Origin of the sequence: Streptomyces griseoluteus (assembly GCF_004784465.1) — a bacterium.
GTDB classification, from domain to species: Bacteria; Actinomycetota; Actinomycetes; order Streptomycetales; family Streptomycetaceae; genus Streptomyces; species Streptomyces griseoluteus.
On record NZ_SRRU01000005.1, the window covers coordinates 376573 to 401511 of the forward strand.

Consider the following 24939-nt stretch of genomic DNA (forward strand, 5'->3'; position numbering starts at 1 on the left):
GCGGCGGGGTGCGCGCCTGGGCAGCAGCCGAGGGAGTTTCGGCAGCCGCGGTGGCAGGACCCGCACCTTCCCCAGCGGCTCGGGACGGGGTGCGCGCCTGGGCAGCAGCCGGGGAAGCCTCGGCAGCTTCGGCGGCAGGACCCGCACCTTCACCAGCGGCTCGGGACGGCGGGCGTCGCGCCGCCTGACGCGCCTGCTCATCCGCCGCACCTCGCCCGCGCCACGTGCAGCTCCGGGGTGATCACCTGCTTGGTCTTCGGCAGCACGATCCGGCCGTCGAAGTCACAGAGGTAGAAGTTGAACCACGAGCCGTACGAGGCGGTCCCCGTCAGCTTCTCGAGCTTGTTCGGCAGCCGTTTCAGGACGCCCTCCACGGTGTTCTCGTTCTTGTTCAGCGTTCCGGTGAGATCGCCGAGCCCGGCGATGTCGTCCTTCAGCGGTGGACGCGCGTCCTTCAGCAGCCCCGCCGTGACGTCCGTGAGGTCGCCGATGCTCACCAGAGACGCCCCGATGGGCTTGCGGTCGGCGGACAGCCCCGAGATCACCCGGCGCAGCTGCGTGAGCAGCCCGGAGAAACGGGAGCCGCGCTCGTCGAGCGTCTGCAGGACGGTGTTGAGGTTGTCGATCACCGACCCGATGAGCTTGTCCCGGTCGGCGAGGGTGCTGGTGAGCGACGCCGTGTGCGCGAGCAGGCTGTTCACCGTGCCGCCCTCGCCCTGGAGGGTCTGGACGATTTCGGTGGCGAGCTGGTTGACGTCGCTCGGGCTGAGCGCGGCGAACAGCGGCTTGAAGCCGTTCAGCAGGGCGTTGAGGTCCAGCGCCGGCTGGGTCCGGGACAGCGGGATGGTGCCGCCCGGCCGCAGCCGGGCGGTGGCGTCGCCGGCGCCCCCGGTGAGCGCGATGTACCGCTGCCCGACCAGGTTGCGGTAGCGGACGACGGCGTGGGTCGCGGCGAGCAGCGGCCGGTCCGTGCTGACGGTGAACGTGACCTCCGCCAGGGTCCGGTCCTTGATCCGGATTCCCTGGACCTCTCCCACCCGCACTCCGGCCACCCGGATGTCGTCGCCGGTCTCCAGCCCGGTGACGTCGGTGAACACCGCGTGGTACGTGTCCTTGGGGGTGAAGGAGATGTTGACGATGGTGGCGGCGAGCAGCGCCGTCGCCGCGATCGTGACCAGCGCGAAGAGGCTGAACTTGACCAGCGGGGCGGCGGTCTGCCGGGCTCCTGACCTGCTCATGCGACACTCACCGCCGTCCCGCGCGCGAGCGGCCCGAACAGCAGGGTCGCCACGGGCGGTACCCGGTCCGCGGGGACGCCCATGACGGGAGCCACGAGCGAGCCGACGGCCCGTTGCTCGGCCCGGGTGGCGGACACGCCGGCGCCTGCGGGCTGTGCGCCGCCGGAGCCCGCGGCCGACGTCCCGTCGTGTAGGTGGGGCTTCGGTCCGGGCACCTGTGGATGCGGCAGGCCGCGGCAGTCGGGGCCGGACCGCTCGCCGTACACCGGCTCCTCACCGGGCCGGTACGCCCCCTGCGGCCGGACGACCTCGAGGGTGATCCGCATCTCGCCGCCCCGGAACGCGTCCTCGGACGCCTTCTCCTGCCGGACCAGGCCCTGGAACAGGCAGGGGTACTCCGGTGAGTAGCGGGCGAACAGCTCCAGCGTGGGGCGGGAGACCCGGCCCAGGGTGATCAGCCGGTCGCCGTTCTCGGACAGGAAGTCGTTCGCCGTGCCCGCCACGGTGGCGGTCGCGCGCAGGGCCGATGCCAACTGGTCCTTCTTCTCGGTGATCGTCCGGCTGGTGGTGACCGTGTTGCGCAGGATCCGCATCAGGTCGGGCGCGGCGTCGCCGTACACCTCGGCGACGTCCGCGAACCGCGTGATGTCCTCCTTGAGGGAAGGCACGTGCGGGTTGAGGCGGCGCAGATAGCCCTCGACCCGGGTGAGGTTGCCGCCGATCCGGTCGCCGCGGCCCTCCAGCGCGGTGGCGAACGCCGAGAGGGTGGCGTCGAGTTCGCCCGGCCGGACCGTGCGCAGCAGCGGCAGCAGGTCGTTCATCAGCTGCTGCACCTCGATGCCGACCTTGGTGCGGTCCTGGGTGATGACGTCGCCCGCGCGGATGGACCGGGCCGGCTGCACGGCGCCGACGGGAGCGACCAGGTCGACGTACTTCTCGCCGAACAGCGTCTTGGGCAGCAGCCGCGCGTGCACGTCCGAGGGGATGTACGACACGTACTGCGGCTTGAGCGCGATGTCGAGGGTCGCCTTCGTGCCGTCGGCGTGCACCGCGCGCACCTCGCCGACCAGCAGCCCGCGCAGCTTGACGTCGGCGCGCGGGTCGAGCTGGTTGCCGAGGGTGTCGGCCTCCAGGGTGACGGGCACGACGGAGGTGAACGCCTGCTGGTAGACGGCCACCGCGAGCGACAGCAGCAGCGCGACCACGGTGAGGAACGCGATGCCGTACAGCCTGAGCCTCGTTCTGTGCGTGCGCACCGCTCTCACCCCGCTATCCGTACGGTCGTGTTGGCGCCCCAGATGGCGAGGCTCAGGAAGAAGTCCAGGACGTTGACGGCGACGATCGAGGTCCGCACCGCCCGGCCCACCGCGACGCCGACACCGGCCGGGCCGCCGCTCGCGTGGTAGCCGTAGTAGCAGTGCACCAGGATGATCAGCACGGCGAAGACGATCACCTTGCCGAAGGACCAGAACACGTCGACGGGCGGCAGGTACTGGTGGAAGTAGTGGTCGTACGTGCCGGTCGACTGCCCGTAGTAGCCGGTGGTGATGGTGCGGGCGGCCAGGTACGAGGACAGCAGCCCGACCACGTACAGCGGGATCACCGCGACGAAGCCGGCGATCATCCGCGTCGTCACCAGGAACGGCAGCGAGGGGACGCCCATCACCTCCAGCGCGTCGGTCTCCTCGCTGATCCGCATCGCACCGAGCTGCGCGGTGAACCCGGCGCCGACGGTCGCGGACAGGGCGAGCCCGGCCACCAGCGGGGCGATCTCCCGGGTGTTGAAGTACGCCGACAGGAACGCCACGAAGTTGGAGGTGCCGAGCTGGTTGAGGGCCGCGTAACCCTGGAGGCCGACCTCGGTGCCGGTGAAGAAGGACAGGAACGCGATCACGCCGACCGTGCCACCGACGACGGCGAGCGCGCCGCGCCCGAAGCTCACCTCGGCGAGCAGCCGCAGGATCTCCTTCTTGTAGCGGCGCAGGGTGCGGCCCGTCCAGGCCAGGGAGCGTCCGTAGAAGGACAGTTGCGTCCCCAGCTCTTCGAGTGAGCGCAGGGGGCGGTCGAGGACGTCTCTCGGTCTCATCGGCTAACCCCTCTGCGGGACGACCTGGAAGTACACGGCGGTCATCACGAAGTTGGTCACGAACAGCAACATGAAGGTGATCACCACGGACTGGTTGACGGCGTCACCCACGCCCTTCGGGCCGCCCTGCGCCGTCAGCCCCTTGTACGAGGCGACGATCGCCGCGATGGCCCCGAACACCAGCGCCTTGATCTCCGCCGCCCACAGGTCGGACAGCTGGGCGAGGGTGGTGAAGGACGCCAGGTAGGCGCCGGGCGTGCCGTGCTGGAGGACGACGTTGAAGAAGTAGCCGCCCGCGACACCGACCACCGAGACGAGGCCGTTGAGCAGTACGGCCACGGCCATCGACGCCAGCACCCGCGGTACGACGAGCCGGTGGATCGGGTCGATGCCGAGGACCTGCATCGCGTCGATCTCGTCCCGGATCTTGCGTGCTCCGAGGTCCGCGCAGATGGCCGTGCCGCCCGCGCCCGCGATCAGCAGCGCCGTGACGATCGGCGAGGCCTCCCGCAGCACGGCCAGCACGGACGCGGCCCCGGAGAAGGACTGGGCGCCCAACTGCCGGGTCAGGCTGCCGATCTGCAGGGCGATGACCGCCCCGAAGGGGATCGAGACCAGGGCCGTCGGCAGGATCGTGACACTGGCGACGAACCACGCCTGCTGGATGAACTCTCGCGCCTGGAAGGGCCGTCGGGGCAGGGACCGGACGACGTCCAGCGCCATCGCGAACAGGTTGCCCGATTGGCGGAGGGCACCCGTCGGGGAGAGCCTCATGGGCTCGTCACCTCCGCCCCGTGCAGTTCCGCCTCGCGTCTGGCGATCGCCTCCCAGCGGGGCGGACGGGTGATGCCGGGGCCGGGCAGCAGGCGGGGAGCCGGCGCGCCGGCCGGGCCGTCCTCGTCGATCTGGGCCAGCTCCTGCTCGACCTGGGCCGCGTCCTTCTCCTCCGCCATGCCGATCGGCCCCTGCATCCGGCCGTTCAGGAACTGCCGTACGACGGGCTCGTCGCTGGCCAGCAGCTTCTCGCGGGGCCCGAACATGACCAGCTCGCGCCGGAACAACAGCCCGATGTTGTCCGGGACCTGGCGGGCCGAGGCGATGTCGTGGGTGACGATCAGGAAGGTCGCGTCGATCTGTGCGTTGAGGTCGACGATGAGCTGGTTGAGGTAGGCCACGCGGACCGGGTCCAGGCCCGAGTCCGGCTCGTCGAACAGGATGATCTCCGGGTCGAGGACCAGGGCGCGGGCGAGTCCGGCCCGCTTGCGCATGCCGCCGGAGATCTCGCCGGGCAGCTTCCCCTCGGCGCCGAGCAGCCCGACCATGTCCATCTTCTCGAGGACGATCCGCCTGATCTCGCTCTCGGACTTACGGGTGTGCTCGCGCAGCGGGAAGGCGATGTTGTCGTAGAGGTTCATCGAGCCGAACAGCGCGCCGTCCTGGAACAGCACGCCGAACAGCTTCCGCACCTCGTACAGGTCGCGCTCGCGGAGCCTGGTGATGTCCCGGCCCTGGATCGTGATGGAGCCCCGATCCGGCTTCAGCAGCCCCACGAGCGTCTTGAGGAACACCGACTTGCCCGTCCCCGAGGGGCCGAGCATCACCGAGACCTCCCCGGCGGGCAGGGTCAGCGAGACGTCCTGCCAGATGACCTGGTGGCCGAAGGACTTGGTCAGCCCTTCCACACAGATCTCGACACCCATCCGGTCACACCCTTCGCCCGTGGAGCAGCTCCGACATCTGCTCTACGGGGAGGGAAGGGGCGTCCGTCGCTGCGGACGGGGATTTTTTTACGGCCGCGTGTACGGGGTGCTACGGCAGCGTCGGCGAAGGCGTGCGCGAAGGCGTCCCCAGGGTGGGGACGGAGAGCGGGGCGGCGGGGAGGACGGAGGCCGTGGGAAGCGACGGGACCGACGGGAGCGACGGGACGGCCGACTTCGTCGGCAGGTCCGGCACCGCGGTCGGCAGGTCCGGCGCGGCGGCCGTCAGGCCCGGCACCTCGGGCACCTGGGGAACCCGCGGCACCGACAGCTTCGTGAGCGCGGACGCGGACACGTCGGGCAGGGACGGCACCTTCGGCATCCCCGGTGCCTCGGACCCCGGCAGCAGAGACGTTTCTCCGGTGAGTGAGGGCGTCCGGCCCCGGTCCCCCGGCGCCGAGGGGGAGGTGGCGAGCGTCCTAGGGGCGCGCCCCTGGCCCGTGGCCTCGCCGTCCAGGACCTGCGCGGGGCCGGACACGGCCGGCCACGGCGCCGGACCGTTCCCGTCTCCGCCCCCGCCGAGCGCGTACGGCAGCACGAACCCCGCCACCACCAGGGTCGCCGCCGTCGAGGTGACCGCGACCGCCTGCGCATGGCCGCCGCCGCGCAGCCGCCCGCGCCCGACCAGGAACAGCACCAGCCCGAGCGTCCCGGCCAGCGAGGCGCGCAGCGTCCGCCGGGCCCGGGCGAGCAGCGACTCGACGGTCCGGTAGCTGAGCCCCATCCGCACCGCGACCTGGCTCACGTCCAGGTCCTCGGACCTCAGCCGGAGCGCCTCCGCCTGCCGGGCGGGCAGCTCACCGCTGCGCACGGCGAGCCACTTGGCCTCGGCCCGGTCGCACACCGCCTCCTCGACGGGTACCGGGCCGGGCGCGACGAGTGTGGGGCGACTGCCCACCTCGGCCTCGCGGTTGACCTGCCGGTGCCGGTCGACGCACAGCCGCATCGTCACCGTCGTCAGCCAGGCGCCGAGCCGCTCGTCGTCCAGGTCCGGGCGCTCCGCGGCGCGCAGCATCGCCTCGTGCACGGCGTCCTCGGCGTCCTCCTGGCTCATGGATCGCCGCCGGGCCACCTTGAGCAGTTGCTCACGATGGCTCCACATGCGCTGCCAACGCTCGTCGGCGGCCGCTGTGTCCGCAGGCACGTCCGTCGCCATGAGGGCCCCTTCGCACCACCCGCCGGTCCTGTACTTCCGACGGTGGCGACATTACCGCCGAGTAGTGGCAGTTGTGGAGGGGGCGGCGCCCCTCGTGTTCTAGCCGTGGCCGGTGGCCAGCTGCCCCGCGCCGGGCAGGACACCGCCGCCGGGCAGCGTGAGGGTCGGTCCGGGGACCGGAACCAGCGGCGTCCCGGACGCCTTCGGGAGACCGGCCGTGGGGGACGGGCCGGGAGCGGGTGGGGTGGGCGGCGCCGTCGGCGTGCGCGAGGGACCAGGGGCCGGCTTCCGGTCGTCCGACGGCTTCGACGGCGAAGGCTTCGACGGCGAGGGCTTCGACGGCGAGGGCTTCGGCTTCTTCGGGCCGGACGGCTCCGGCCGGTCCGAGGGGGATCCGCCGGACGCGTCCGGCACCACGCGATGCCCGGTCAGGTAGTACGCGTACCAGGCCTTGACGGTGTGCAGATAGGCGTCCGAGTGGTTGTAGCCGAGGATCGCCCGGTCCAGATCGGCGGGGTTCGACAGGTTCCGGCCGCCCGCGCACAGGTAGCGGCCGGCGGCGAGCGCCGCGTCGTAGACGTTGTTCGGATCCCTGCGTCCGTCGCCGTTGCCGTCCGCTCCCCAGCGGGCCCAGGTGGACGGGATGAACTGCATCGGGCCGACCGCGCGGTCGTACACCGCGTCCCCGTCGTACGCGCCGCCGTCGGTGTCCGCGACGGCGGCGAAGGCGCCACCCGTCAGGCGCGGGCCGAGGATGGGCGTCACGGTCGTACCGTCCCGGGTCACCCGGCCGCCCCGTGCCTGTCCGGACTCCACCTGCCCGATCGCGGCGAGCAGTTGCCAGCGCAGCCGGCAGCCCGGCGCACTGCGCGCCAGCTCCGCCTCGGCGCGCCGGTACGCGGCGAACACGCTCGCGGGCAGGGCACCGCCGCCGCCCGTCGCCTCCTGTGCCGGGCGGCCCTCCTTCCGCGTCCGCAGCGGGGGCAGGCCGGTGCGGTACGGGGTGTCCCCCGACACGGTGGGGCCGTGCTCGGCCGGTGCCGTGCTCCGCGCGGGCTGCGCGGCCTCGGCCGAGACCGCTCGCGGCGCCTGCGACGCGGTCAGCACGGCCATCGCCAGCGCCGCTGTCGCCGTAGCCCTGGCGCCCTTCAGTGCTCCCTTGAGTGCACGCGCTGTCACTGTGCAGTCCCCTCCCTGGGCGAGTCCGTCGTCTGCTCTACGCGGCCGGAGGGCTGGTCCGTCGCACGGAAGCGGCGGAATCGGGCGGGCGCTCCTGAGGGAGCGGGCACGGTGGCCGCGAAGGACGGCTGGTCCACCGGGAGTCCGGCGATGCGGGTGCGCCACCTCACCGCCACCGACGTGGTGTTCGCCTGTGACCCGTCACAGCGTCCACCAGCAATACAGCCGCAGCCCAGCGGCATGAGCACGCCTGGCCAGACCGGCCAGTGCCTCCACGACCCCCGTGGCCGTCGCGGCATCGAGTCCGGTCGCCGAGCCGGACGCCACCCATGCCTCGGCCGCACGCACGGCGTCCTCCGCCGAGACGGAGACCAGGGCGTCGCGCAGGGTGTCCGACACGGTCAGCACGAAGGGGCTGTCCACCTCGGCGGACGACAGCAACTGCCCGACCCGCGGCCGCGCGCCGGCCTCTTCATGACTGCACCCCGTCATGACGGCTTCGAGCCCGACGATGGCATCGACCGGGTCGACGTCCTTGAGGAAGACCACGTCCAGCCCGACACGCGCCGGACCACCACCCTCGATCACGGCGAGCGCGGACACGTCATCGGCGGCGGAGAAGTAATCAGCGTCCGGCACACGCGGATTCTGACATGATCACCGCCAATTGCCCTCACCGCTCACGCCGACTCCCGCACCACCAGCTCCGGCTCGAAGATCAGCGACGCAGGCTCACTCCGCACCCCCCGGACATGCTCGTCCAGGAGCTGCGCCATCGCCGCGGCCATCTCCTCCACCGGTTGCCGCACGGTGGTCAGGGGTGGGCGGCAGCTCAGGGCCGCGCTGGAGTCGTCGAAGCCGACCACCGCGACGTCGTCCGGGACGCGGCGGCCGTGTTCGCGCAGGACCTGGCAGGCGCCCTGGGCCATGAGGTCGTTGGCGGCGAACACGCCGTCCAGGCCGGGGTGTTCGGCCAGCAGGGCGGCCATCGCGGACGCACCCGTGTCGAGGGTGAAGCCCCCCTCGGCGACCGGGACGCACGGATACCCCCGGCGGGCCATCGTGTCGCGGAACCCGGCGAGCCGCTCCCGGCTGGCGGCGACGTCGAGGGGGCCGGTGACGGTGCCGATGCGGCGGCAGCCGCGCGCCAGGAGGTGTTCGGCCGCGAGGGCCGCCCCGTCCCGGTGGGCGAGGTCGACATAGCTGAGGGGGACGGGGCGGGAGGGGCGGGCGAAGAGGACGGCGGGGAGGCCGGCGTCGGCGAGGAGGGCGGGCAGTGGGTCGTCGGCGTGGGTGGAGACGACGAGGGCGCCGTCGGCACTGCCCTGGCGCAGGTCGGTCAGCACCTGGCGGCGGGTGTCCGCGGACTCGGCGAACATCAGGAGCGGGTGCATGGAGCGCGGGCGGAGGTACCCGACGACACCGCTGACCACCCGCCCGAAGAAGGGGTCGGCGAACACGCGCGTCGCGACCGCGTTGTGCACCTCCTCCGGGGTGTCCCCCGCACCCGACACCACCAGGGCCACCGTCTGGCTGCGCCGGGTCACCAGCGAGCGGGCGGCCCGGTTGGGCGCGTATCCCGTCCGCTCGACGGCCCGGCGCACCGTCTCCTGGATGGCGGGGTCGACGTTGCGGACGCCGTTGATGACCCGCGAGACGGTCGCGCGGGAGACTCCCGCCTCCTGCGCGACGTCCTCCAGCGTGGGGGCGTCTCTGCTCATCTCGGCACCCTAGCGGCCCTCCCGCGTGCCGGGACAGAGTGCTCCTGGCCCGTCGGCCGGTTCAGCCGTAGACCCCGAACTCGTAGAGCGAGTACCCCCAACCGGTGCCCCGCGCGGTCCCGTTGACCCGCACATAGCGCCCTGCCCCGGAGACGTCGAGGTCGTCGACGCCGCCGTTGCCGTCGGTGACGGCGCGGACGGTGGTCCAGTTCTGCCCGTCGTCCGAGGTCTGCACGGTGTAGGCCCGCGCGTAGGACGTCTCCCACACCAACTGCACGTGCCGGAAGGAGGTGCGGGTGCCGAGGTCGACGCGGAGCCACTGGGGGTCGCTCCAGTCGCTGGCCCATCGGGTGGCGAGGTTGCCGTCCACGGCGCCCGCGGCCGTGCAGGGGCAGTCCCCGCCGCCCGTCTGGGCCGAGGAGGCGGTCGCCGGCTTGCCCCGGGCGAGGTTCGTCCCCGACGGGACGGGCGGCACCACCCGGAAGGACCGGGTCTCGACGCCCACGTTGCCCTTGCCGTCCTTGGCCTTCACATAGATCTTCCAGACCCCCGGCCGGTCCGGCGCCGTGACCCGCAGCCGGCCCCCGCCCAGGTTGGTCGCGGGCAGCGTGACGAGCTGCTTGCTCTGGTCGATGTAGTTGCTGTTGTCCTGCACCTCGTACGTGATCGGGTCGCCGTCGGGATCGGTGACCTTGACCGCGAGGGTGAGGTCACCGCCCGCCGGAACCTTGGCCGCGTCGCCCTCGATGCTCAGGTCGGAGATGACCGGCGGGGTGTTGTCCCGCGAGGTGTCCGCTCCGTACGCCCGCTTCACGGCGTAGTACGACAGCCGCTTCTCCCCGGCGGGCAGCAGGTTGAACCAGATGCCGCCGAAGTCGTACTCGGTGCCGTAGTGGAACATCGTGGCGCCGAGCGCGACACCCCGGTGCCCGGTGACGCAGTTCCAGGCCCGCGTGTACCCGTCGGCCTTGGCCCGGTCGGTGGGCTCGGCGGGGACGCCGTTCGCGTCGTCGGGCACCTCCCACTCCCCGGCCGGACCGGTCTCGGTCACGATGTAGGGCTTGGTGTAACCGCCCTGTTCCCAGGCCGCCTTGACGTCGCACACCGCGTTGTAGGCGTTGACGGCGTAGAGGTCGAGGTCGGGCGCGTTCTTCTTGTAGTACGGCCAGGCGCCGGTCCACGCGTCGGTGGAGGTGACCGGGTGGTTGGGGTCGACGGCGTGGATCTTCTTGGTGATGTCGTTGACGAGCGTGGTGTACGCGTCCCGCTGGCGCTCCAGCTCGGCGCCGCTGTAGCAGTTCTGCAGGCCGAGCACGGACTCGTTGCCGACGTTCCACATCAGGACGCCGGGGTTGTCCTTGTAGGTGGCCGCCCACTGCGGGAACTCGGTGAGCACCTGGTTCTTGTAGGCGGTGTCCGTCAGGTAGTTCACGCAGCCGCCGCTGCCGGGGCCACCTCCCGGCTGCAGCCAGAACCCGGCGATCACTTTGATGCCCTGGGCCGCGGCGGCGTCGAAGAGCGGTTTGCTGGAGGCGTCGGTGCCCCAGGTGCGGACGGTGTTGACGCCCATCGACTTCAGGTCGGGCAGGTAGCGCGATGCGTCGGCGGTGGACGGCCCCCAGGTGAGGCCCTTGATCTGGTACGGGCTGCCGTCGACGGTCAGTTGCCAGTTGGCCTGCGAGCCGGTGACCCTGACGACGGAGCCGGCGGCGTGCGCGGGCGGGGCGGGCAGCGCGACGAGGGCTCCGGCGGCGAGCAGGCCCGCCGTGAGAGGTGCCGTGACACGGGATGCGGTCATGAGTGTCCGTCCGGTGTGCGGGTGGGGGGATGGAGCCGGGGTCCCGCCGGCCGGGCCGTGTACCGGCCGGCGGGAGAGGTGCACGGACTCAGGGGAGCCGGTAGTTCGCGTCGAGGGCGGCGCCCGCCTCGGGGTGCGTCTGGTCGTAGCCCCGGGCGTCGCACTGGAGGGCACCGACGACGCAGTGGTCCACGAGCGCCTTCAGGGTCGGCGCGTCCCACGCGTTGAAGAAGTCGTAGTGGAACGAGTAGCCCGCCCCGCTCGACAGCTTGACCTGGCTCATGTCCCCGTTGACCGGGAAGGCCATCTTGAACTCGATCATCGGCAGGGCGACGGGGTGGTCGTCCGGGCAGATGTTGTTGTTCGTGCCGGGGTTGACCACCGGGTACGCCATGTGGCTCTGGTGGTTCGGGGTATCCAGGTACTTGCCGTCCCAGCAACTGGGCGCCTGGAAGCGGATGTTGAGCTGGACGTCGGCCCGGTTCGGGCACTGGGCGGGGATGTCGGTGTTGAAGTAGCTGTCACCGCACTCCCAGCCCTCCACGAAACCGCGGTGGGCGCGGAACTCGGCCGCCGACTGCATCGGGCTGCCGACGACGAAGCGCAGCCCCTTCGGGAAGGGCCGCACGCTGGTGTAGTCGGTGACGCCCGCCTTGTAGTAGATGGTCTGCGGGCCGACCGGCAGCACCGGTGTACCGCCCTTGAGCAGGGTCGGCATCCAGTAGGCCGACTTGTCGCCGGGGGCCTTGCAGGTGGTGCCGCCCGCGTCGAGCGAGGCGGTGGTGCTGGCCGCGTTCGTGGTGGTGTTGCCCATGAACGTGTGGTCGTGCGACTTGCCCGGCTGGCCCGGGTAGACGATCGGGTCGTCGGGGCGGGTGTGGGTCACCGAGCAGTTCGCCTGGAACTCGTGGAAGTAGCGGTGCGGCGGCTCGGCCTTGGAGGGGACGACCCCGGTCACCGGCGGGTTCGCCGGGATGTACCCGTCGCCGTCCGGGTCCTCCGGCGAGGACTGCGTGGAGACGGGCATCGCATGAGCCGCGTGGACCGGCCCTGCCGCGGGGTCGGCGCTCACCGCCACGCCGGCCAGGCCGAGCGAGGTGAGGACCAGTGCGCTGGACACCAGTAATCCTGAGACGATCTTCGATCTCCGTGCCATGGAGACCTCCTGCCACGTCGATGGGGACGGTGGGGGTCGGGCGGCCGGGACCGGCGAGGGGGACGACGCCGTCCGCGACCGTCCGCGTGACGGTCCATCACATAAGCCGTGGAATCCGGGAGAGCGCTCTCCCGTCGTGGAGTGTTGTGGCGGTCGCGCGGGGGTGTCAAGGGAGGCGGCGGAAACCGGTGCGCCCGCACAGACGCCGAAGGGCGGCACCCCCCGTGAGGGAGGTGCCGCCCTGGCGAAGGACGGTTGATCCGCGAGGATCAGAAGTCCATGTCACCGCCCGGCATGCCGCCCGGAGCGGCCGCGGCGGCCTTCTCCGGCTTGTCGGCGATGACGGCCTCGGTGGTGAGGAAGAGCGCGGCGATGGAGGCCGCGTTCTGCAGCGCGGAGCGCGTGACCTTCGCCGGGTCGATGATGCCCTCGGCGATCATGTCGACGTACTCGCCGGTCGCGGCGTTCAGGCCGTTGCCGACGGGGAGGTTGCGGACCTTCTCCACGACGACGCCGCCCTCGAGACCGCCGTTGACGGCGATCTGCTTCAGCGGGGCCTCCAGCGCGAGCTTGACCGCGTTGGCACCGGTCGCCTCGTCGCCCGAGAGCTCCAGCTTCTCGAAGACCTGGCCGGCCTGGAGCAGGGCCACGCCACCACCGGCGACGATGCCCTCCTCGACGGCCGCCTTGGCGTTGCGCACGGCGTCCTCGATGCGGTGCTTGCGCTCCTTGAGCTCCACCTCGGTGGCGGCACCGGCCTTGATGACCGCCACGCCGCCCGCGAGCTTCGCCAGGCGCTCCTGGAGCTTCTCGCGGTCGTAGTCCGAGTCGGAGTTCTCGATCTCGGCGCGGATCTGGTTCACGCGGCCCTGCACCTGCTCCGAGGAGCCGGCGCCGTCCACGATCGTGGTCTCGTCCTTGGTGACGACGACCTTGCGGGCGCGGCCCAGCAGGTCCAGGGAGGCGTTCTCCAGCTTGAGACCGACCTCCTCGGAGATGACCTCGCCACCGGTGAGGATGGCGATGTCGCCGAGCATGGCCTTGCGGCGGTCGCCGAAGCCCGGAGCCTTGACGGCGACGGACTTGAAGGTGCCGCGGATCTTGTTGACCACCAGGGTCGACAGGGCCTCGCCCTCGACGTCCTCGGCGATGATCAGCAGGGGCTTGCCCGACTGCATGACCTTCTCCAGCAGCGGGAGCAGGTCCTTGACCGAGGAGATCTTGGAGTTGGCGATGAGGATGTACGGGTCCTCGAGCACCGCCTCCATGCGCTCCATGTCGGTCGCGAAGTAGGCGGAGATGTAGCCCTTGTCGAAGCGCATGCCCTCGGTGAGCTCGAGCTCCAGACCGAAGGTGTTGCTCTCCTCGACGGTGATGACGCCTTCCTTGCCGACCTTGTCCATCGCCTCGGCGATGAGCTCGCCGATCTGGGTGTCGGCGGCGGAGATGGAGGCGGTGGAGGCGATCTGCTCCTTGGTCTCCACGTCCTTGGCCTGCTCGAGCAGGGCGGCGGAGACAGCCTCGACGGCCTTCTCGATACCGCGCTTGAGGGCCATCGGGTTGGCGCCGGCGGCTACGTTGCGCAGGCCTTCCTTGACCAGGGCCTGGGCCAGCACGGTCGCGGTGGTCGTACCGTCGCCGGCGACGTCGTCCGTCTTCTTGGCGACTTCCTTGACCAGCTCGGCGCCGATCTTCTCGTACGGGTCCTCGAGCTCGATCTCCTTGGCGATGGAGACACCATCGTTGGTGATCGTGGGGGCGCCCCACTTCTTCTCGAGGACGACGTTGCGGCCCTTGGGGCCGAGCGTCACCTTGACGGCGTCCGCGAGCTGGTTCATGCCGCGCTCGAGGCCGCGCCGCGCCTCCTCGTCGAACGCGATGATCTTGGCCATGTGAAGTGGTCCCTCCAGGACTGGGGGTGATTCCTTCGGACCGCGCCCGCGCCCGCGACGGACGGCTCGCCGGCCTCGTGGTTCCTTGCCCCACCCGGCCTGCGGGCCTCACCGACCCGGTCCTTCGTTGTCACTCTCACCTTCAGAGTGCTAACGCAATGATTAGCACTCACCCAGGGCGAGTGCAAGCGCCTTCGGGGGATCAGGAGGGGACTTAACAGGACGAAGGGCCCGCACCCTGTACGGGTACGGGCCCTGCGCTCAGCTGGAGACGTTCAGGCGGTGACGCGAACCATGTCGGCCTGCGGGCCCTTCTGACCCTGCGAGATCTCGAACTCGACCCGCTGACCCTCTTCCAGGCTGCGGTAGCCGTCCATCTGAATCGCGCTGTAGTGGACGAAGACGTCCGCACCACCGTCGACCGCGATGAAGCCGTACCCCTTCTCCGCGTTGAACCACTTGACGGTGCCCTGAGCCATGGCTAACTCCCCTATTACTGGCCCTTGCGCAGATCCACACCTCGTGAACCTGGGTCAGACCTCGCCCCCCAATCGGTCGGGGGCGTGCGCCGGAACGCGTCGACCGCGGCTGAATGTATCTGTCCAACTGCCGTCTGCAACAGGTCAATCGGACGAGAATTCTGGACGGACACAGTCCGGAATCTGCCGCAACTTCGGCCGAATTCGGGGCAAGTCGGGCCCCATAAATGCAACAAATGCCGCACATTACCCGCGCATTTTGGCTGCTTCTTGTCGGGCCGACGGCATCAATCAAGGATGCCCGGTCCGCGGGACCGGGAGCGCGTTCCCCAACTCTACCGCGCTCAATCACGCAGAATGGCCCCCTCCGTTTCTCTTGCGGAGAGGGCCATTACCGAGGGTAAATTTCAGCCGCCGGCGACCGCCGGAATGATGGAGACACCCGCGCCGTCGGGCGTGGCGGTCTGAAGTCCGCCCTCGAAACGCACGTCGTCGTCATTGACGTAGACATTCACGAACCGGCGCAGCCTGCCCTGGTCGTCCAGGACGCGTGCGGCAATGCCCTGGTGGTGCTTCTCCAGATCCTCGATGACCTCCGCGAGCGTGCCGCCTTCGGCGGCGACCTCGGCCTGCCCGCCGGTGTAGGTGCGCAGGATGGTCGGGATGCGAACGGTCACGCTCATGCGAGGCCAGCCTCTCGGAAGGAGTCCAGGTTCGGGCGGATGGTCGCGGTCAGACCGGTGCCGGCGACCGCGTCCAGGGTCTTGAGGCCGTCGCCGGTGTTGAGGACGACGGTGGTGAGCGAGGGGTCCAGCGCGCCGGACTCGATCAGCTTGCGGGTGACACCGACCGTCACCCCGCCCGCCGTCTCGGCGAAGATGCCCTCGGTGCGGGCCAGCAGCTTGATGGCGTCCACGATCTGCGGGTCCGTCACGTCCTCCACCGCCCCGCCGGTGCGGCGCGCGATGTCCAGCACGTACGGCCCGTCGGCCGGGTTGCCGATGGCGAGGGACTTGGCGATGGTGTCCGGCTTCTGCGGCCGCACCACGTCGTGGCCCGCCTTGAACGCGGCCGACACCGGCGAGCAGCCCTCAGCCTGGGCGCCGAAGATCTTGTACGGCTTGTCCTCGACCAGGCCGAGCGCGATCAGCTCCTTCAGCCCCTTGTCGATCTTGGTGAGCTGGGAGCCGGAGGCGATCGGCACCACGAGCTGGTCCGGCAGCTTCCAGCCGAGCTGCTCGCAGATCTCGTACGCCAGCGTCTTGGAGCCCTCGGCGTAGTACGGCCGCAGGTTGACGTTGACGAAGCCCCAGCCCTCGCCGGCCGGGTCGCCGATCAGCTCGGAGCAGAAGCGGTTCACGTCGTCGTAGTTGCCCTCGATGCCGACCAGCTCACCGCCGTAGACCGCGGCCATGACGACCTTGCCCTGCTCCAGGTCGTGCGGGATGAACACGCAGGAGCGCAGGCCCGCGCGGGCGGCGGCGGCGCCGACCGCGCCGGCCAGGTTGCCGGTGGAGGAGCAGGAGAGGGTGGTGAAGCCGAAGGCACGGGCGGCCTCCAGCGCCTGGGCGACGACGCGGTCCTTGAAGGAGTGCGTCGGGTTGCCGGAGTCGTCCTTCACGAACAGCCCGCCGGTGACGCCGAGTTCACGCGCCAGGCGGTCGGCCTTGACCAGCGGGGTCCAGCCGGGGTTGAGGTTCGGCTTGTCGGCCACGTCGGCGGGGACGGGCAGCAGCGGGGCGTAGCGCCAGATGTTCGCGGGGCCGGACTCGATGCGGGCCCGGAGCTTGTCGGTGTCGTACGCGGAGAAGTCGTAGGCGATCTCCAGCGGCCCGAAGCACTCCTCGCAGGCGAAGACGGGACCGAGCGGGACGCGGTGTCCGCACTCCCGACAGCTCAGGGCGGCGGCGGGTCCGAGATCGACGGTGGGGGTGGCGACAGTCTGCACAGCCATGGAGGCGAGGCCCTTTCTCCTCATCTTCCTCACGACGCATCTCGCCGTGAGACGGATTTGGCACCTTCCCTAGCCGGGAGCCTCGCGCGTGCCGCGGTGTGTCGCGCACGGGAGACCGGCTGGAGGGTTGCCGGGGCTTCATCGGGCCGTATCCCTCTGCCCCTCTGGATGAGCGGTATTCGGTTGTGAACGCCGTCCGACCTCGACATGCGATGGTCATCGGCGTTGTTCAAGACTGTAACCGAAGGCCAGGAGAGTTGAAGGTGTCGTCCGAACCGCGAGATGGATCAGGCAGTGAGGAGCCGCAGACCATGATGGAAGAAACCGAGCGCTGGCTGGCCACCCACTCCTGGTCCGTGGCCGACCGCCCGCTGCACCGCGTGCTGGCCGCCAAGCAGCGGTCCGGACAGCAGGTCTCCGTGGTGCTGCCCGCGCTGAACGAGGAGGCGACGGTCGGCGAGATCGTCTCCGTGATCCGCCACGACCTGGTCTTCCAGGCGCCGCTGGTGGACGAGATAGTCGTGGTGGACTCCGGGTCCACCGACCGCACCGCCGAGGTGGCCGCCGCCGCGGGCGCGCGGGTGGTGCACCGGGACGAGATCCTGCCCCGGCTGCCCGCCGTGCCCGGCAAGGGCGACGTGCTGTGGCGCTCCCTGCTGGCGACCAGCGGCGACATCGTCGCCTTCGTGGACGCCGACCTGCGCGAGTTCTCCTCCGACTTCGTGCTCGGCATCGTCGGCCCGCTGCTCACCGATCCGGGGATCGACCTGGTCAAAGCGATGTACGACCGCCCGCTGGGCGGTGCCGCCGGGCAGGGCGGCCGGGTGACCGAGCTGATGGCGCGCCCGCTGCTGAACATGCACTGGCCGCAGCTCGCCGGGTTCGTGCAGCCGCTCGGCGGGGAGTACGCGGCCCGGCGCTCCCTGCTCGAGCGGCTGCCCTTCCCGGTGGGGTACGGGGTCGAGCTGGGCATGCTGGTGGACTCGCTGCATCTGGTCGGGCTGGACGCGCTGGCCCAGGTGGACGTGGGCGTGCGCAAGCACCGGCACCAGGACGGGCAGGCGCTCGGCCGGATGGCCGCCGCGATCTACCGCACCGCGCAGCTCCGGCTCGCGCGCGGGCATCTGGTGCGGCCGGCGCTGACCCAGTTCGAGCGGGGGGTGAGCGGGTTCGAGCCGCGTACGTACTCGGTGGACACCGAGGAGCGGCCGCCGATGGCGGAGATCGCGGAGTACGCGGCACGGGAAGTGGCGTGAGCGGGCTGTATACGGTCCGGCTCGCCGGTCGCGCGTACGTTTGAGCGTTTGTGGGCCGGGCTAGGTTGAGGCCATGGCTACGCAGGGTGCTGAGGTGCTGGTCGCGTCCAATCGCGGCCCGGTTTCGTACACGGTGGGTCCGGACGGGTCCTTGAGTTCCCGCCGGGGCGGCGGCGGTCTCGTCTCGGGGCTGTCGGCGATCGGTCCGGACACGGACGCGGTGTGGGTGTGTGCCGCGCTCGGGGACGGCGACCGGGAGGCGGTGCGGCGCGCGGACGGCGGACTGCTTCCCGCCGAGGACACCGGCGGGCAGCGGGTGCGGATGCTGGACATCGACGCCGAGGTCTACGCCGACGCGTACAACGGGATCGCCAACTCCGCGCTGTGGTTCGTGCACCACATGATGTACCAGACGCCTCTGGAGCCGGTGTTCGACGCGGAGTTCCGCCGGCAGTGGGACGCGTACCGGGCCTACAACCAGGCGTTCGCGGAGGCGCTGGCCGAGGAGGCGGCGCCGGGGGCGGCGGTCCTGATCCAGGACTACCACCTGGCGCTGGCCCCCCGGATGCTGCGCAAGCTCCGGCCCGACCTGCGCATCGGCCACTTCTCGCACACCCCCTGGGCGCCGCCGGACTACTTCCGTCTGCTCCCCGACGACGTCGCGGCCGAGCTGCTCACCGGCATCCTGGGCGCCGACCGGGCGGCCTTCCTGACCCGGCGCTGGGCGGACGCGTTCACCGACTGCTGCCACGCGGTCCTGGGTCCGGGCATTCCCTCGGGTACGGAGATCGGGGTGCACGGGCTCGGCGCGGACGCGGAGTTCCTGCGGGAGCGGGCGCACCGGGCCGACGTGGACGAGCGGATGGCGGTGCTGCGGGAGCAGATCGGCGAGGGGCGCCGGTCGATCGTCCGGGTGGACCGCACCGAGCTGTCCAAGAACATCGTGCGGGGTCTGCTGGCGTACCGCCGCCTCCTGGAGGACCACCCCGAGTGGCGCGAACGCGTGGTCCACGTCGCCTTCGCCTACCCCTCCCGGCAGGACCTCGCCCTGTACCGCTCCTACATGGATGAGGTACGCCGGGTCGCGGAGCAGATCAACTCCGAGTACGGCACGGCCGGCTGGACCCCGGTCATGCTCCACCTCGACGACGACTTCGCCCGTTCCCTCGCCGCCTACCGCCTCGCCGACGTGGCCCTGGTGAACCCCATCCGCGACGGCATGAACCTGGTCGCCAAGGAGGTCCCGGTCGTCTCGGACGAGGGCGTGGCCCTGGTCCTGTCCCGCGAGGCGGGCGCCTACGAGGAACTCTCCGAGCACGCCATCACGGTCAACCCGTACGACGTCGTCGGCACGGCCGAGGCCCTCCACGAGGCCCTGACCCTCCCGGACGCCGCCCGAGCCGAACGCTCCAAGCACCTGTCCGACGCGGCCACGGCCCTGCCCCCCACCAAGTGGTTCCTGGACCAGCTGAACGCGCTGCGGGGGTGAAGGCCGTTGGGAAAAGCGCCCTTGCATGGCCTCATCCCCGACGGGGATGAGGCCATGGGTGTCACTCGGTGTGGGTAGCCAGGGCGTTCAGCAGGTCCACCACGCCCTCCGGGCCGTCCACCACCAGGTCGGCGCGTTCCGCCAGTTCCGTCACCTCGCTGCTGCCGCTGCACACCAGGAGGGACGGGGTGCCCTCGGAGCGGAGTTTTTCGAGGGCCGCGAAGGCGGGGAGGTCGCCGAGGTCGTCGCCGGCGTAGAGGACGGACTCGGCGCCGGTGGCGCGGAGGTGGTCGAGGAGGGCTACGCCCTTGTCCATGCCGGGCGGGCGGAGTTCGAGGACGAGGCGGCCGGGTTCGACGATGAGGCCGTGGCGGGTGGCGAGGTCGGTGAGGGGGGCCCGGAGGGTCTCGAAGGCGGCCTCGGGGTCCTCGGCGCGGCGGGTGTGGACGGCGACCGCGCGGCCCTTCTCCTCGATCCAGGTTCCGGGCCAGGCGCCGGCCCGGTCCAGGACGCCCGGCAGCTCCGCGCGGACCGCGGCGATGCCGGGGTGCGGGGCGGGCGCGGTGACGGTGCCGGTCGCGGCGTCCCAGCGCTCGGCGCCGTAGTGGCCGAGGACGACGAGGTGCTCCAGACCGGGGACCCCGGCGAAGCCGCCGTTGCGGACCGCGACCCCGGCCGGCCGGCCGGTGACCACGGCGACCGAGGCCACCTTCGGCGCCAGCACCGCCAGCGCGGGCACCGCGCCGGGGTGGGCGCGGGCCTGGTCGGGGTCGGCCACGATGGGGGCCAGCGTGCCGTCGAAGTCGAGGCCGATCACGGCGGTGCGGGGCCGCTGGAGCAGCGCCCGCAGGCCGTCGCGGCCCGCCTGGGTCACCGGTACCGGCAGCGTGCTGTCGTCGGCGGTGTTGTCAGGGTTGCCCATAGGGCGACACTATCCGCGCCGGGCCGCCCTCACGCCTGTCGAAAAGAGGCTCTACCGTTCCGACCTTCGCGCCTCGCGGACCCGCCGCAGCCGGTTGACCGTCACCGGGTCGTGCCGGAGGGCGCGCTCGTCGTCCAGCAGGGCGTTGAGGAGCTGGTAGTAGCGGACCGGCGCCAGCCCGAGCTGCTCGCGGATGGCGCGCTCCTTCGCGCCGGGGCCGGGAAAGCCCCGGCTCTCCAGCGCGAGGATCGCCTTCTCACGGCTGCCGAGTTCCATGCCGGCAACCGTAACCCCGGCCACTGACAGCGGGCTCAGCCCTGGGACTGGGCCGTGCTGTCGGCGGCCGTGGCGGCGGCCTGGAGCCGGGTGAGCACGCCCGCGGGGCTGCCGTCGGGAGAGACCGCCTGCCCGATGTCCTGCTTCACGGCCGCGCTGACCGCCGCCCAGGAGGTCTTGTTCACCGGGTACTGCTCCGCGCTCGGCAACTGCTCCAGGAACGCGTGCAGCGGCGCGTCGGACTTCGCGTCCGACTGGCTCATCGCCTCGGAGGCGGAGGTGGTGACGGGCAGCAGACCGTACTTGCGGGAGAAGTCGAGTACGTTCTTCTGCTCGTACACGAAGTCCAGGAAGCTGCCGATCTGGCGGGCGTGGCCGTTCTGCTTGAAGGCCAGCATCCAGTCGGTGACACCCATCGCGGCCCGGGCCCGCCCGGTGCGGCCCGGCATCGGGACCATGCCGAACTTCACGCCCTTCGCCTCGGCCTGCCGGATCAGCGTGGGGTGGCCGTTGAGCATGCCGACCTGCCCGTCCGCGAACGCGGCGAACGCGGCGGCCCGGTTGAGCCGGCCGGGGGCGACGGGCCCGGTGAGCCCCTTGCCCACCAGGTCGTCCTTGAGCCAGGTGAACGTCTCCCCGTTCAGCGCGGAGTCGATCGTGTAGGTGCCGATGTCGTCGGTGTAGCCGCTGCCGCCGCTGAGCAGCCACTGCATGGTCTCGGCCTGCGCCTCCTCCGGGCCGAGCGGCAGCGCGAACGGGTACTTCACGCCCTTGGCCTTGAGCGCCTCGGCGTCGGAGGCCAGCTCGTCCCAGGTGGTGGGCGGGGTGATGCTGGCCTGCTGGAACAGCGACTTGTTGTAGAAGAGGACGCGCGTGGAGGCCGCGAACGGCATCGCGTACGGCGTGTGGTTCCAGTCCCCCGCGTCGGCGAGCTGCGGCACGAAGTCGGCCTGCGTGCCGATGGAGAGCGTGTCGGACATCGGGTACAGCTTCCCGGCGGCCGCGTAGTCGGCGTACGCGCCGATCTGGGCCATGTCGGGGGCGTTCCCGGAGTCGACCATCTCCTTGACCTTGGCGTCGACGTCGTTCCAGGAGTAGACGCTGACCTGGACCTTCACATCGGGGTGCGTCGCCTCGTAGGCGTCGACCAGCGCGGCCCAGTACTTCTTGGAGCTGTTGGCGGGGGAGTCGCCGTAGTCGGCGGCGACCAGCTTGAGGGTGGTGTCCGAGGAGCCCGTGCTCCCACAGCCGCCGAGCATCGCCGTCATGCCCAGTGCGGACACCACCGCGATCGTTCCTGCCGTACGCCGACGCACCCTCAAAGCCCCTGTCCCCTTGGTCAGACCATTCGATTTCGAACGCATAAGGTCTACACCACGTGAGTGGACTAGACCTTTCTCGGGTCGGCGGGTCACACTGGGCCGGTGAGACATGTCATCGCCCTGGACGTGGGCGGTACCTCGATGAAGGCCGCGCTCGTCGGCGAGGACGGCGCGGTGCTGCACCGCGCCCGCCGCGCGACGGGCCGCGAGGGCGGACCGGACGCGGTCGTCGACAACCTCCTCGCCTTCGCCGCCGACCTGCGCGCGCACGGCGCCGAGCACCTCGGCGCCCCCGCGCTCGCGGCCGGCGTCGCCGTCCCCGGCACCGTCGACGAGGCGAACGGCACCGCCCTGTACTCGGCCAACCTCGGCTGGCGCGACGTACCGCTGCGCGCGCTGCTCACCGAGCGGCTCGGCATGCCCGTCGCCCTCGGCCACGACGTGCGCACCGGCGGCCTCGCCGAGGGCCGCGCCGGGGCCGGCCGGGGCGCCGACCGCTTCCTGTTCGTCGCGCTGGGCACCGGCATCGCCGGGGCGATCGGCCTGGCCGGCGGTGTCGAGGCGGGCGCGAACGGCTTCGCCGGGGAGATCGGCCACATCGTGGTACGCCCCGGCGGCCGCCCCTGCCCGTGCGGCCAGACCGGCTGCCTGGAGCGGTACGCCTCCGCCGCCGCCGTCGGCACCGCCTGGGCGGCGGCGAGCGGACGCGCGGACGCGGACGCCGTCGACTGTGCGCGGGCCGTCGCCGCCGGGGACCCGGACGCGGCCCGCGTCTGGACCGAGGCGGTCGACGCGCTCGCGGACGGCCTCGTCACCGCGCTCACCCTGCTCGACCCCGGCACACTGATCGTCGGCGGTGGGCTCGCCGAGGCCGGTGACGTGCTGTTCCGGCCGCTCGGCACGGCGATCGGGCGCCGGATCACCTTCCAGGGCACGCCCGTCCTCGTCCCGGCCTCGCTCGGCGACGGCGCCGGTTGCCTGGGCGCGGCGCTGCTGGCCCAGGACCTGCTCCAGCACATCCCCCAGACCACGGAGGTACGCACCTGATGGCCGACAACAGCGCACGCCCGCTGGTGCTCACCGGCGGCACCGTGGTGCTGCCCACCGGCGAGGTGCCCGGCGGCCGGGTCGCCGTCGACGGCCGCCGGATCGCGGAGCGCGCGCCCGAGGGCGCCGACGTGCTCGACGTGACCGGGCACTGGGTGGTCCCCGGCTTCGTGGACCTGCACAACCACGGCGGCGGCGGCGCGGCCTTCTCCGGCGGCGCCGAGGACGCGCTCACCGCCGTCCGCACGCACCGCGAGCACGGCACCACCACGCTGGTCGCCTCCACCGTCACCGACGACCTGGACGTACTGGGCCGCCAGGCCGGGATGCTGGCCGAACTGGCCGAGCAGGGCGACATCGCGGGTGTCCACTTCGAGGGGCCGTTCATCTCCCCGTGCCGCAAGGGCGCGCACTCCGAGGCGCTGCTGCGGGACCCGGACCCGGCCGAGGTCCGCAAGCTGGTCGACGCCGCGCGCGGCCACGCGAAGATGGTCACCCTCGCCACCGAGCTGCCGGGCGGCCTGGACTCCGTACGCCTCCTCGCCGAGCAAGGGGTGATCGCGGCCGTCGGGCACACCGACGCGAGCTACGAGCAGACGGTCGCCGCCATCGACGCGGGCGCCACCGTCGCCACCCACCTCTTCAACGCGATGCCCCCCATCGGCCACCGAGCTCCCGGCCCGATCACCGCGCTGCTGGAGGACGGCCGGGTCACCGTCGAGCTGATCAACGACGGCACCCATCTGCACCCGGCCGCACTGCAGTTGGCCTTCCACCACGCGGGTGCCGAACGCGTCGCCTTCATCACGGACGCGATGGACGCGGCGGGCTCCGGCGACGGCCGCTATCTGCTCGGCCCGCTGGAGGTCGAGGTGCGCGACGGCGTGGCCCGGCTGGTGGAGGGCGGCTCGATCGCGGGCTCCACGCTGACCCTGGACCGCGCCTTCCGGCGGGCGGTCACCGTGGACGGCCTCCCGGTCACGGACGTGGTCAAGGCGCTGTCCGCCAACCCGGCCCGGCTGCTCGGCATGGCGGACCGGGTCGGCTCGCTGGAGCCCGGCAAGGACGCCGACCTCGTGCTGCTGGACGGCGACTTCGCGCTCAAGGGCGTCATGCGCCGGGGCGAATGGGTGATCACGCCCCAACTGCCCTGATCCGTACCCGGCTTCGTCAGACGGCGTCCGTCCCCCAACTGGGCCGGACGCCGTCTCTTTGGCATGATCGGGGCCCCGGAAACCGAGGCGTACGAACCATCGAGGGAGGTCGGACCGGGTGATCCTGACGGTCACGCTGAACACCGCTCTCGACATCACGTACCGCGTGACATCGCTGCGGCCGCACGCCGAGCACCGGGTGTCGGAGGTCGTGGAGCGGCCCGGCGGCAAGGGCGTCAACGTGGCCCGCGTGCTCGCCGCGCTCGGGTACGCGGTGACGGTCGCCGGTTTCGCGGGCGGCCCGACCGGCCAGGTGCTGCGCCAGCGGCTCGCGGCCGCGCCGGGGATCACCGACGCGCTGGTGCCGGTCACCGGCCCGACCCGCCGCACGGTCGCCGTGGTGGACGAACTCACCGGTGACACAACCCAGTTGAACGAGCCCGGCCCGCACATCGGCGCCGCCGAATGGGCCGCCTTCCTGCGCGCCTACGACACTCTCCTCGCGGACGCCCGGGCGGTCGCCCTCTGCGGCAGCCTGCCACCGGGCGTGCCGGTGGGCGCGTACGCGGGGCTGATACGGGTGGCCCGGTCGGCCGGGGTGCCGGTGCTGCTGGACACGGGCGGGGAGCCGCTGCGGCGCGGGATCGCCGCCCGGCCCGACATCGTCAAGCCCAACGCGGCCGAACTGGCCGAACTCACCGGCTCCCACGAGCCGGCCCGCGCCACCCGCGACGCCCGCCGCCGGGGCGCCCAGTCGGTGGTCGCCTCACTGGGCCCGGACGGCCTGCTGGCCGCGACCCCCGAGGGCCACTGGCGCGCCGCCCCGCCCGCCCGGCTGCGCGGCAACCCGACCGGCGCGGGCGACGCGGCGGTGGCGGGCCTGCTGTCGGGCCTGGTCGACGGCCTCCCCTGGCCCGCCCGCCTCACCCGCGCCACCGCCCTCTCGGCGGCGGCCGTACTGGCGCCCACGGCTGGGGAGTTCGACCCGGCGGACTACGAACGGCTGCTGGCCGCGGCCACGGTGACGGACGAGGAATCGGCGGCGTAAGAGCCGTTA

At 71.8% G+C, this 24939-nt stretch carries 23 protein-coding genes and 1 riboswitch; of the genes, 5 read left to right on the forward strand and 18 right to left on the reverse strand.

Annotated elements, in window-relative coordinates; translation table 11 throughout:
• Window positions 1–197 precede the first annotated feature (197 nt).
• The 15 genes from E5082_RS16435 to thrC all read right to left on the reverse strand — a co-directional run bounded on the left by E5082_RS16435 (window position 198) and on the right by thrC (window position 16416).
• Window positions 198–1238: an MCE family protein gene (locus E5082_RS16435; protein WP_135791987.1), complete on the reverse strand. Its 1041-nt coding sequence runs from the start codon at window positions 1236–1238 to the stop codon at window positions 198–200.
• Window positions 1235–2494: an MCE family protein gene (locus E5082_RS16440; protein WP_373310073.1), complete on the reverse strand. Its 1260-nt coding sequence runs from the start codon at window positions 2492–2494 to the stop codon at window positions 1235–1237. The genes E5082_RS16435 and E5082_RS16440 overlap by 4 nt, the downstream gene beginning before the upstream one ends.
• A 5-nt stretch (window positions 2495–2499) precedes the next feature.
• On the reverse strand, window positions 2500–3324 hold the full coding sequence (locus E5082_RS16445) for an MlaE family ABC transporter permease (protein ID WP_135791989.1): 825 nt from the start codon (window positions 3322–3324) through the stop codon (window positions 2500–2502).
• 3 nt (window positions 3325–3327) lie between these two features.
• The gene (locus tag E5082_RS16450; RefSeq protein ID WP_135791990.1) at window positions 3328–4098 is read right to left on the reverse strand and encodes an MlaE family ABC transporter permease; all 771 of its coding nucleotides are present in this window, start codon (window positions 4096–4098) and stop codon (window positions 3328–3330) included.
• Window positions 4095–5024, reverse strand: coding sequence for an ABC transporter ATP-binding protein (locus E5082_RS16455; protein ID WP_135791991.1), 930 nt, complete (start codon window positions 5022–5024; stop codon window positions 4095–4097). Before E5082_RS16455 ends, E5082_RS16450 begins: the two co-directional genes overlap by 4 nt.
• A gap of 109 nt (window positions 5025–5133) precedes the next feature.
• On the reverse strand, window positions 5134–6237 hold the full coding sequence (locus E5082_RS16460) for a sigma-70 family RNA polymerase sigma factor (RefSeq protein ID WP_135791992.1): 1104 nt from the start codon (window positions 6235–6237) through the stop codon (window positions 5134–5136).
• 99 nt (window positions 6238–6336) lie between these two features.
• Entirely contained in the window at window positions 6337–7416 is a 1080-nt protein-coding gene (locus tag E5082_RS16465; protein ID WP_308437553.1) for a lytic transglycosylase domain-containing protein, read from the reverse strand.
• A 201-nt stretch (window positions 7417–7617) separates the two neighbouring features.
• Entirely contained in the window at window positions 7618–8055 is a 438-nt protein-coding gene (locus E5082_RS16470) for a hypothetical protein (RefSeq protein ID WP_135791993.1), read from the reverse strand.
• A gap of 41 nt (window positions 8056–8096) precedes the next feature.
• Window positions 8097–9137 carry a LacI family DNA-binding transcriptional regulator gene (locus E5082_RS16475; RefSeq protein ID WP_135791994.1) on the reverse strand — a complete coding sequence of 347 codons (1041 nt, stop codon included), beginning with the start codon at window positions 9135–9137 and terminating at the stop codon, window positions 8097–8099.
• Between the two features lie 61 nt (window positions 9138–9198).
• Window positions 9199–10935, reverse strand: coding sequence for a discoidin domain-containing protein (locus E5082_RS16480; protein ID WP_135791995.1), 1737 nt, complete (start codon window positions 10933–10935; stop codon window positions 9199–9201).
• Window positions 10936–11023: 88 nt separating this feature from the next.
• The gene (locus E5082_RS16485) at window positions 11024–12091 is read right to left on the reverse strand and encodes a DUF1996 domain-containing protein (RefSeq protein WP_135791996.1); all 1068 of its coding nucleotides are present in this window, start codon (window positions 12089–12091) and stop codon (window positions 11024–11026) included.
• Between the two features lie 269 nt (window positions 12092–12360).
• Window positions 12361–13983, reverse strand: a complete 1623-nt coding sequence (gene groL / locus E5082_RS16490) for a chaperonin GroEL (protein WP_135791997.1) — start codon at window positions 13981–13983, stop codon at window positions 12361–12363.
• A gap of 275 nt (window positions 13984–14258) precedes the next feature.
• Window positions 14259–14462 carry a cold-shock protein gene (locus tag E5082_RS16495; RefSeq protein ID WP_009189266.1) on the reverse strand — a complete coding sequence of 68 codons (204 nt, stop codon included), beginning with the start codon at window positions 14460–14462 and terminating at the stop codon, window positions 14259–14261.
• Between the two features lie 407 nt (window positions 14463–14869).
• A complete protein-coding gene (locus E5082_RS16500) occupies window positions 14870–15145 on the reverse strand; it encodes a MoaD/ThiS family protein (protein ID WP_135791998.1) in 276 nt (91 codons plus the stop codon).
• The gene (gene thrC / locus E5082_RS16505; RefSeq protein WP_135791999.1) at window positions 15142–16416 is read right to left on the reverse strand and encodes a threonine synthase; all 1275 of its coding nucleotides are present in this window, start codon (window positions 16414–16416) and stop codon (window positions 15142–15144) included. The genes E5082_RS16500 and thrC overlap by 4 nt, the downstream gene beginning before the upstream one ends.
• A gap of 17 nt (window positions 16417–16433) precedes the next feature.
• A riboswitch (SAM riboswitch) is annotated at window positions 16434–16591 on the reverse strand.
• A gap of 136 nt (window positions 16592–16727) precedes the next feature.
• On the opposite strand from thrC, the gene E5082_RS16510 reads away from it, so the two are divergent.
• Together E5082_RS16510 and E5082_RS16515 are read left to right on the forward strand one after the other, a co-directional pair.
• On the forward strand, window positions 16728–17672 hold the full coding sequence (locus E5082_RS16510) for a glucosyl-3-phosphoglycerate synthase (protein ID WP_135792000.1): 945 nt from the start codon (window positions 16728–16730) through the stop codon (window positions 17670–17672).
• Window positions 17673–17745: 73 nt separating this feature from the next.
• A complete protein-coding gene (locus E5082_RS16515; protein WP_135792001.1) occupies window positions 17746–19161 on the forward strand; it encodes an alpha,alpha-trehalose-phosphate synthase (UDP-forming) in 1416 nt (471 codons plus the stop codon).
• Between the two features lie 61 nt (window positions 19162–19222).
• Here E5082_RS16515 and otsB read toward each other — a convergent pair whose 3' ends face one another.
• From otsB to E5082_RS16530, 3 genes are read right to left on the reverse strand one after another with little or no spacing between them, the layout of a single operon-like run.
• The gene (otsB, locus tag E5082_RS16520; RefSeq protein WP_135792002.1) at window positions 19223–20083 is read right to left on the reverse strand and encodes a trehalose-phosphatase; all 861 of its coding nucleotides are present in this window, start codon (window positions 20081–20083) and stop codon (window positions 19223–19225) included.
• Between the two features lie 51 nt (window positions 20084–20134).
• Entirely contained in the window at window positions 20135–20359 is a 225-nt protein-coding gene (locus tag E5082_RS16525) for a DUF3263 domain-containing protein (protein ID WP_030804564.1), read from the reverse strand.
• A gap of 35 nt (window positions 20360–20394) precedes the next feature.
• The gene (locus tag E5082_RS16530; RefSeq protein WP_444545213.1) at window positions 20395–21627 is read right to left on the reverse strand and encodes an ABC transporter substrate-binding protein; all 1233 of its coding nucleotides are present in this window, start codon (window positions 21625–21627) and stop codon (window positions 20395–20397) included.
• 156 nt (window positions 21628–21783) lie between these two features.
• Here E5082_RS16530 and E5082_RS16535 point away from each other — a divergent pair, with 156 nt between their 5' ends.
• From E5082_RS16535 to E5082_RS16545, 3 genes are all read left to right on the forward strand, one after another.
• Window positions 21784–22728, forward strand: a complete 945-nt coding sequence (locus E5082_RS16535) for an ROK family protein (RefSeq protein WP_135792004.1) — start codon at window positions 21784–21786, stop codon at window positions 22726–22728.
• Window positions 22728–23882 carry an N-acetylglucosamine-6-phosphate deacetylase gene (nagA, locus tag E5082_RS16540; RefSeq protein ID WP_135792005.1) on the forward strand — a complete coding sequence of 385 codons (1155 nt, stop codon included), beginning with the start codon at window positions 22728–22730 and terminating at the stop codon, window positions 23880–23882. Before E5082_RS16535 ends, nagA begins: the two co-directional genes overlap by 1 nt.
• A 118-nt stretch (window positions 23883–24000) precedes the next feature.
• Window positions 24001–24930 carry a 1-phosphofructokinase family hexose kinase gene (locus E5082_RS16545; RefSeq protein ID WP_135792006.1) on the forward strand — a complete coding sequence of 310 codons (930 nt, stop codon included), beginning with the start codon at window positions 24001–24003 and terminating at the stop codon, window positions 24928–24930.
• The last annotated feature ends 9 nt before the right edge of the window (window positions 24931–24939 follow it).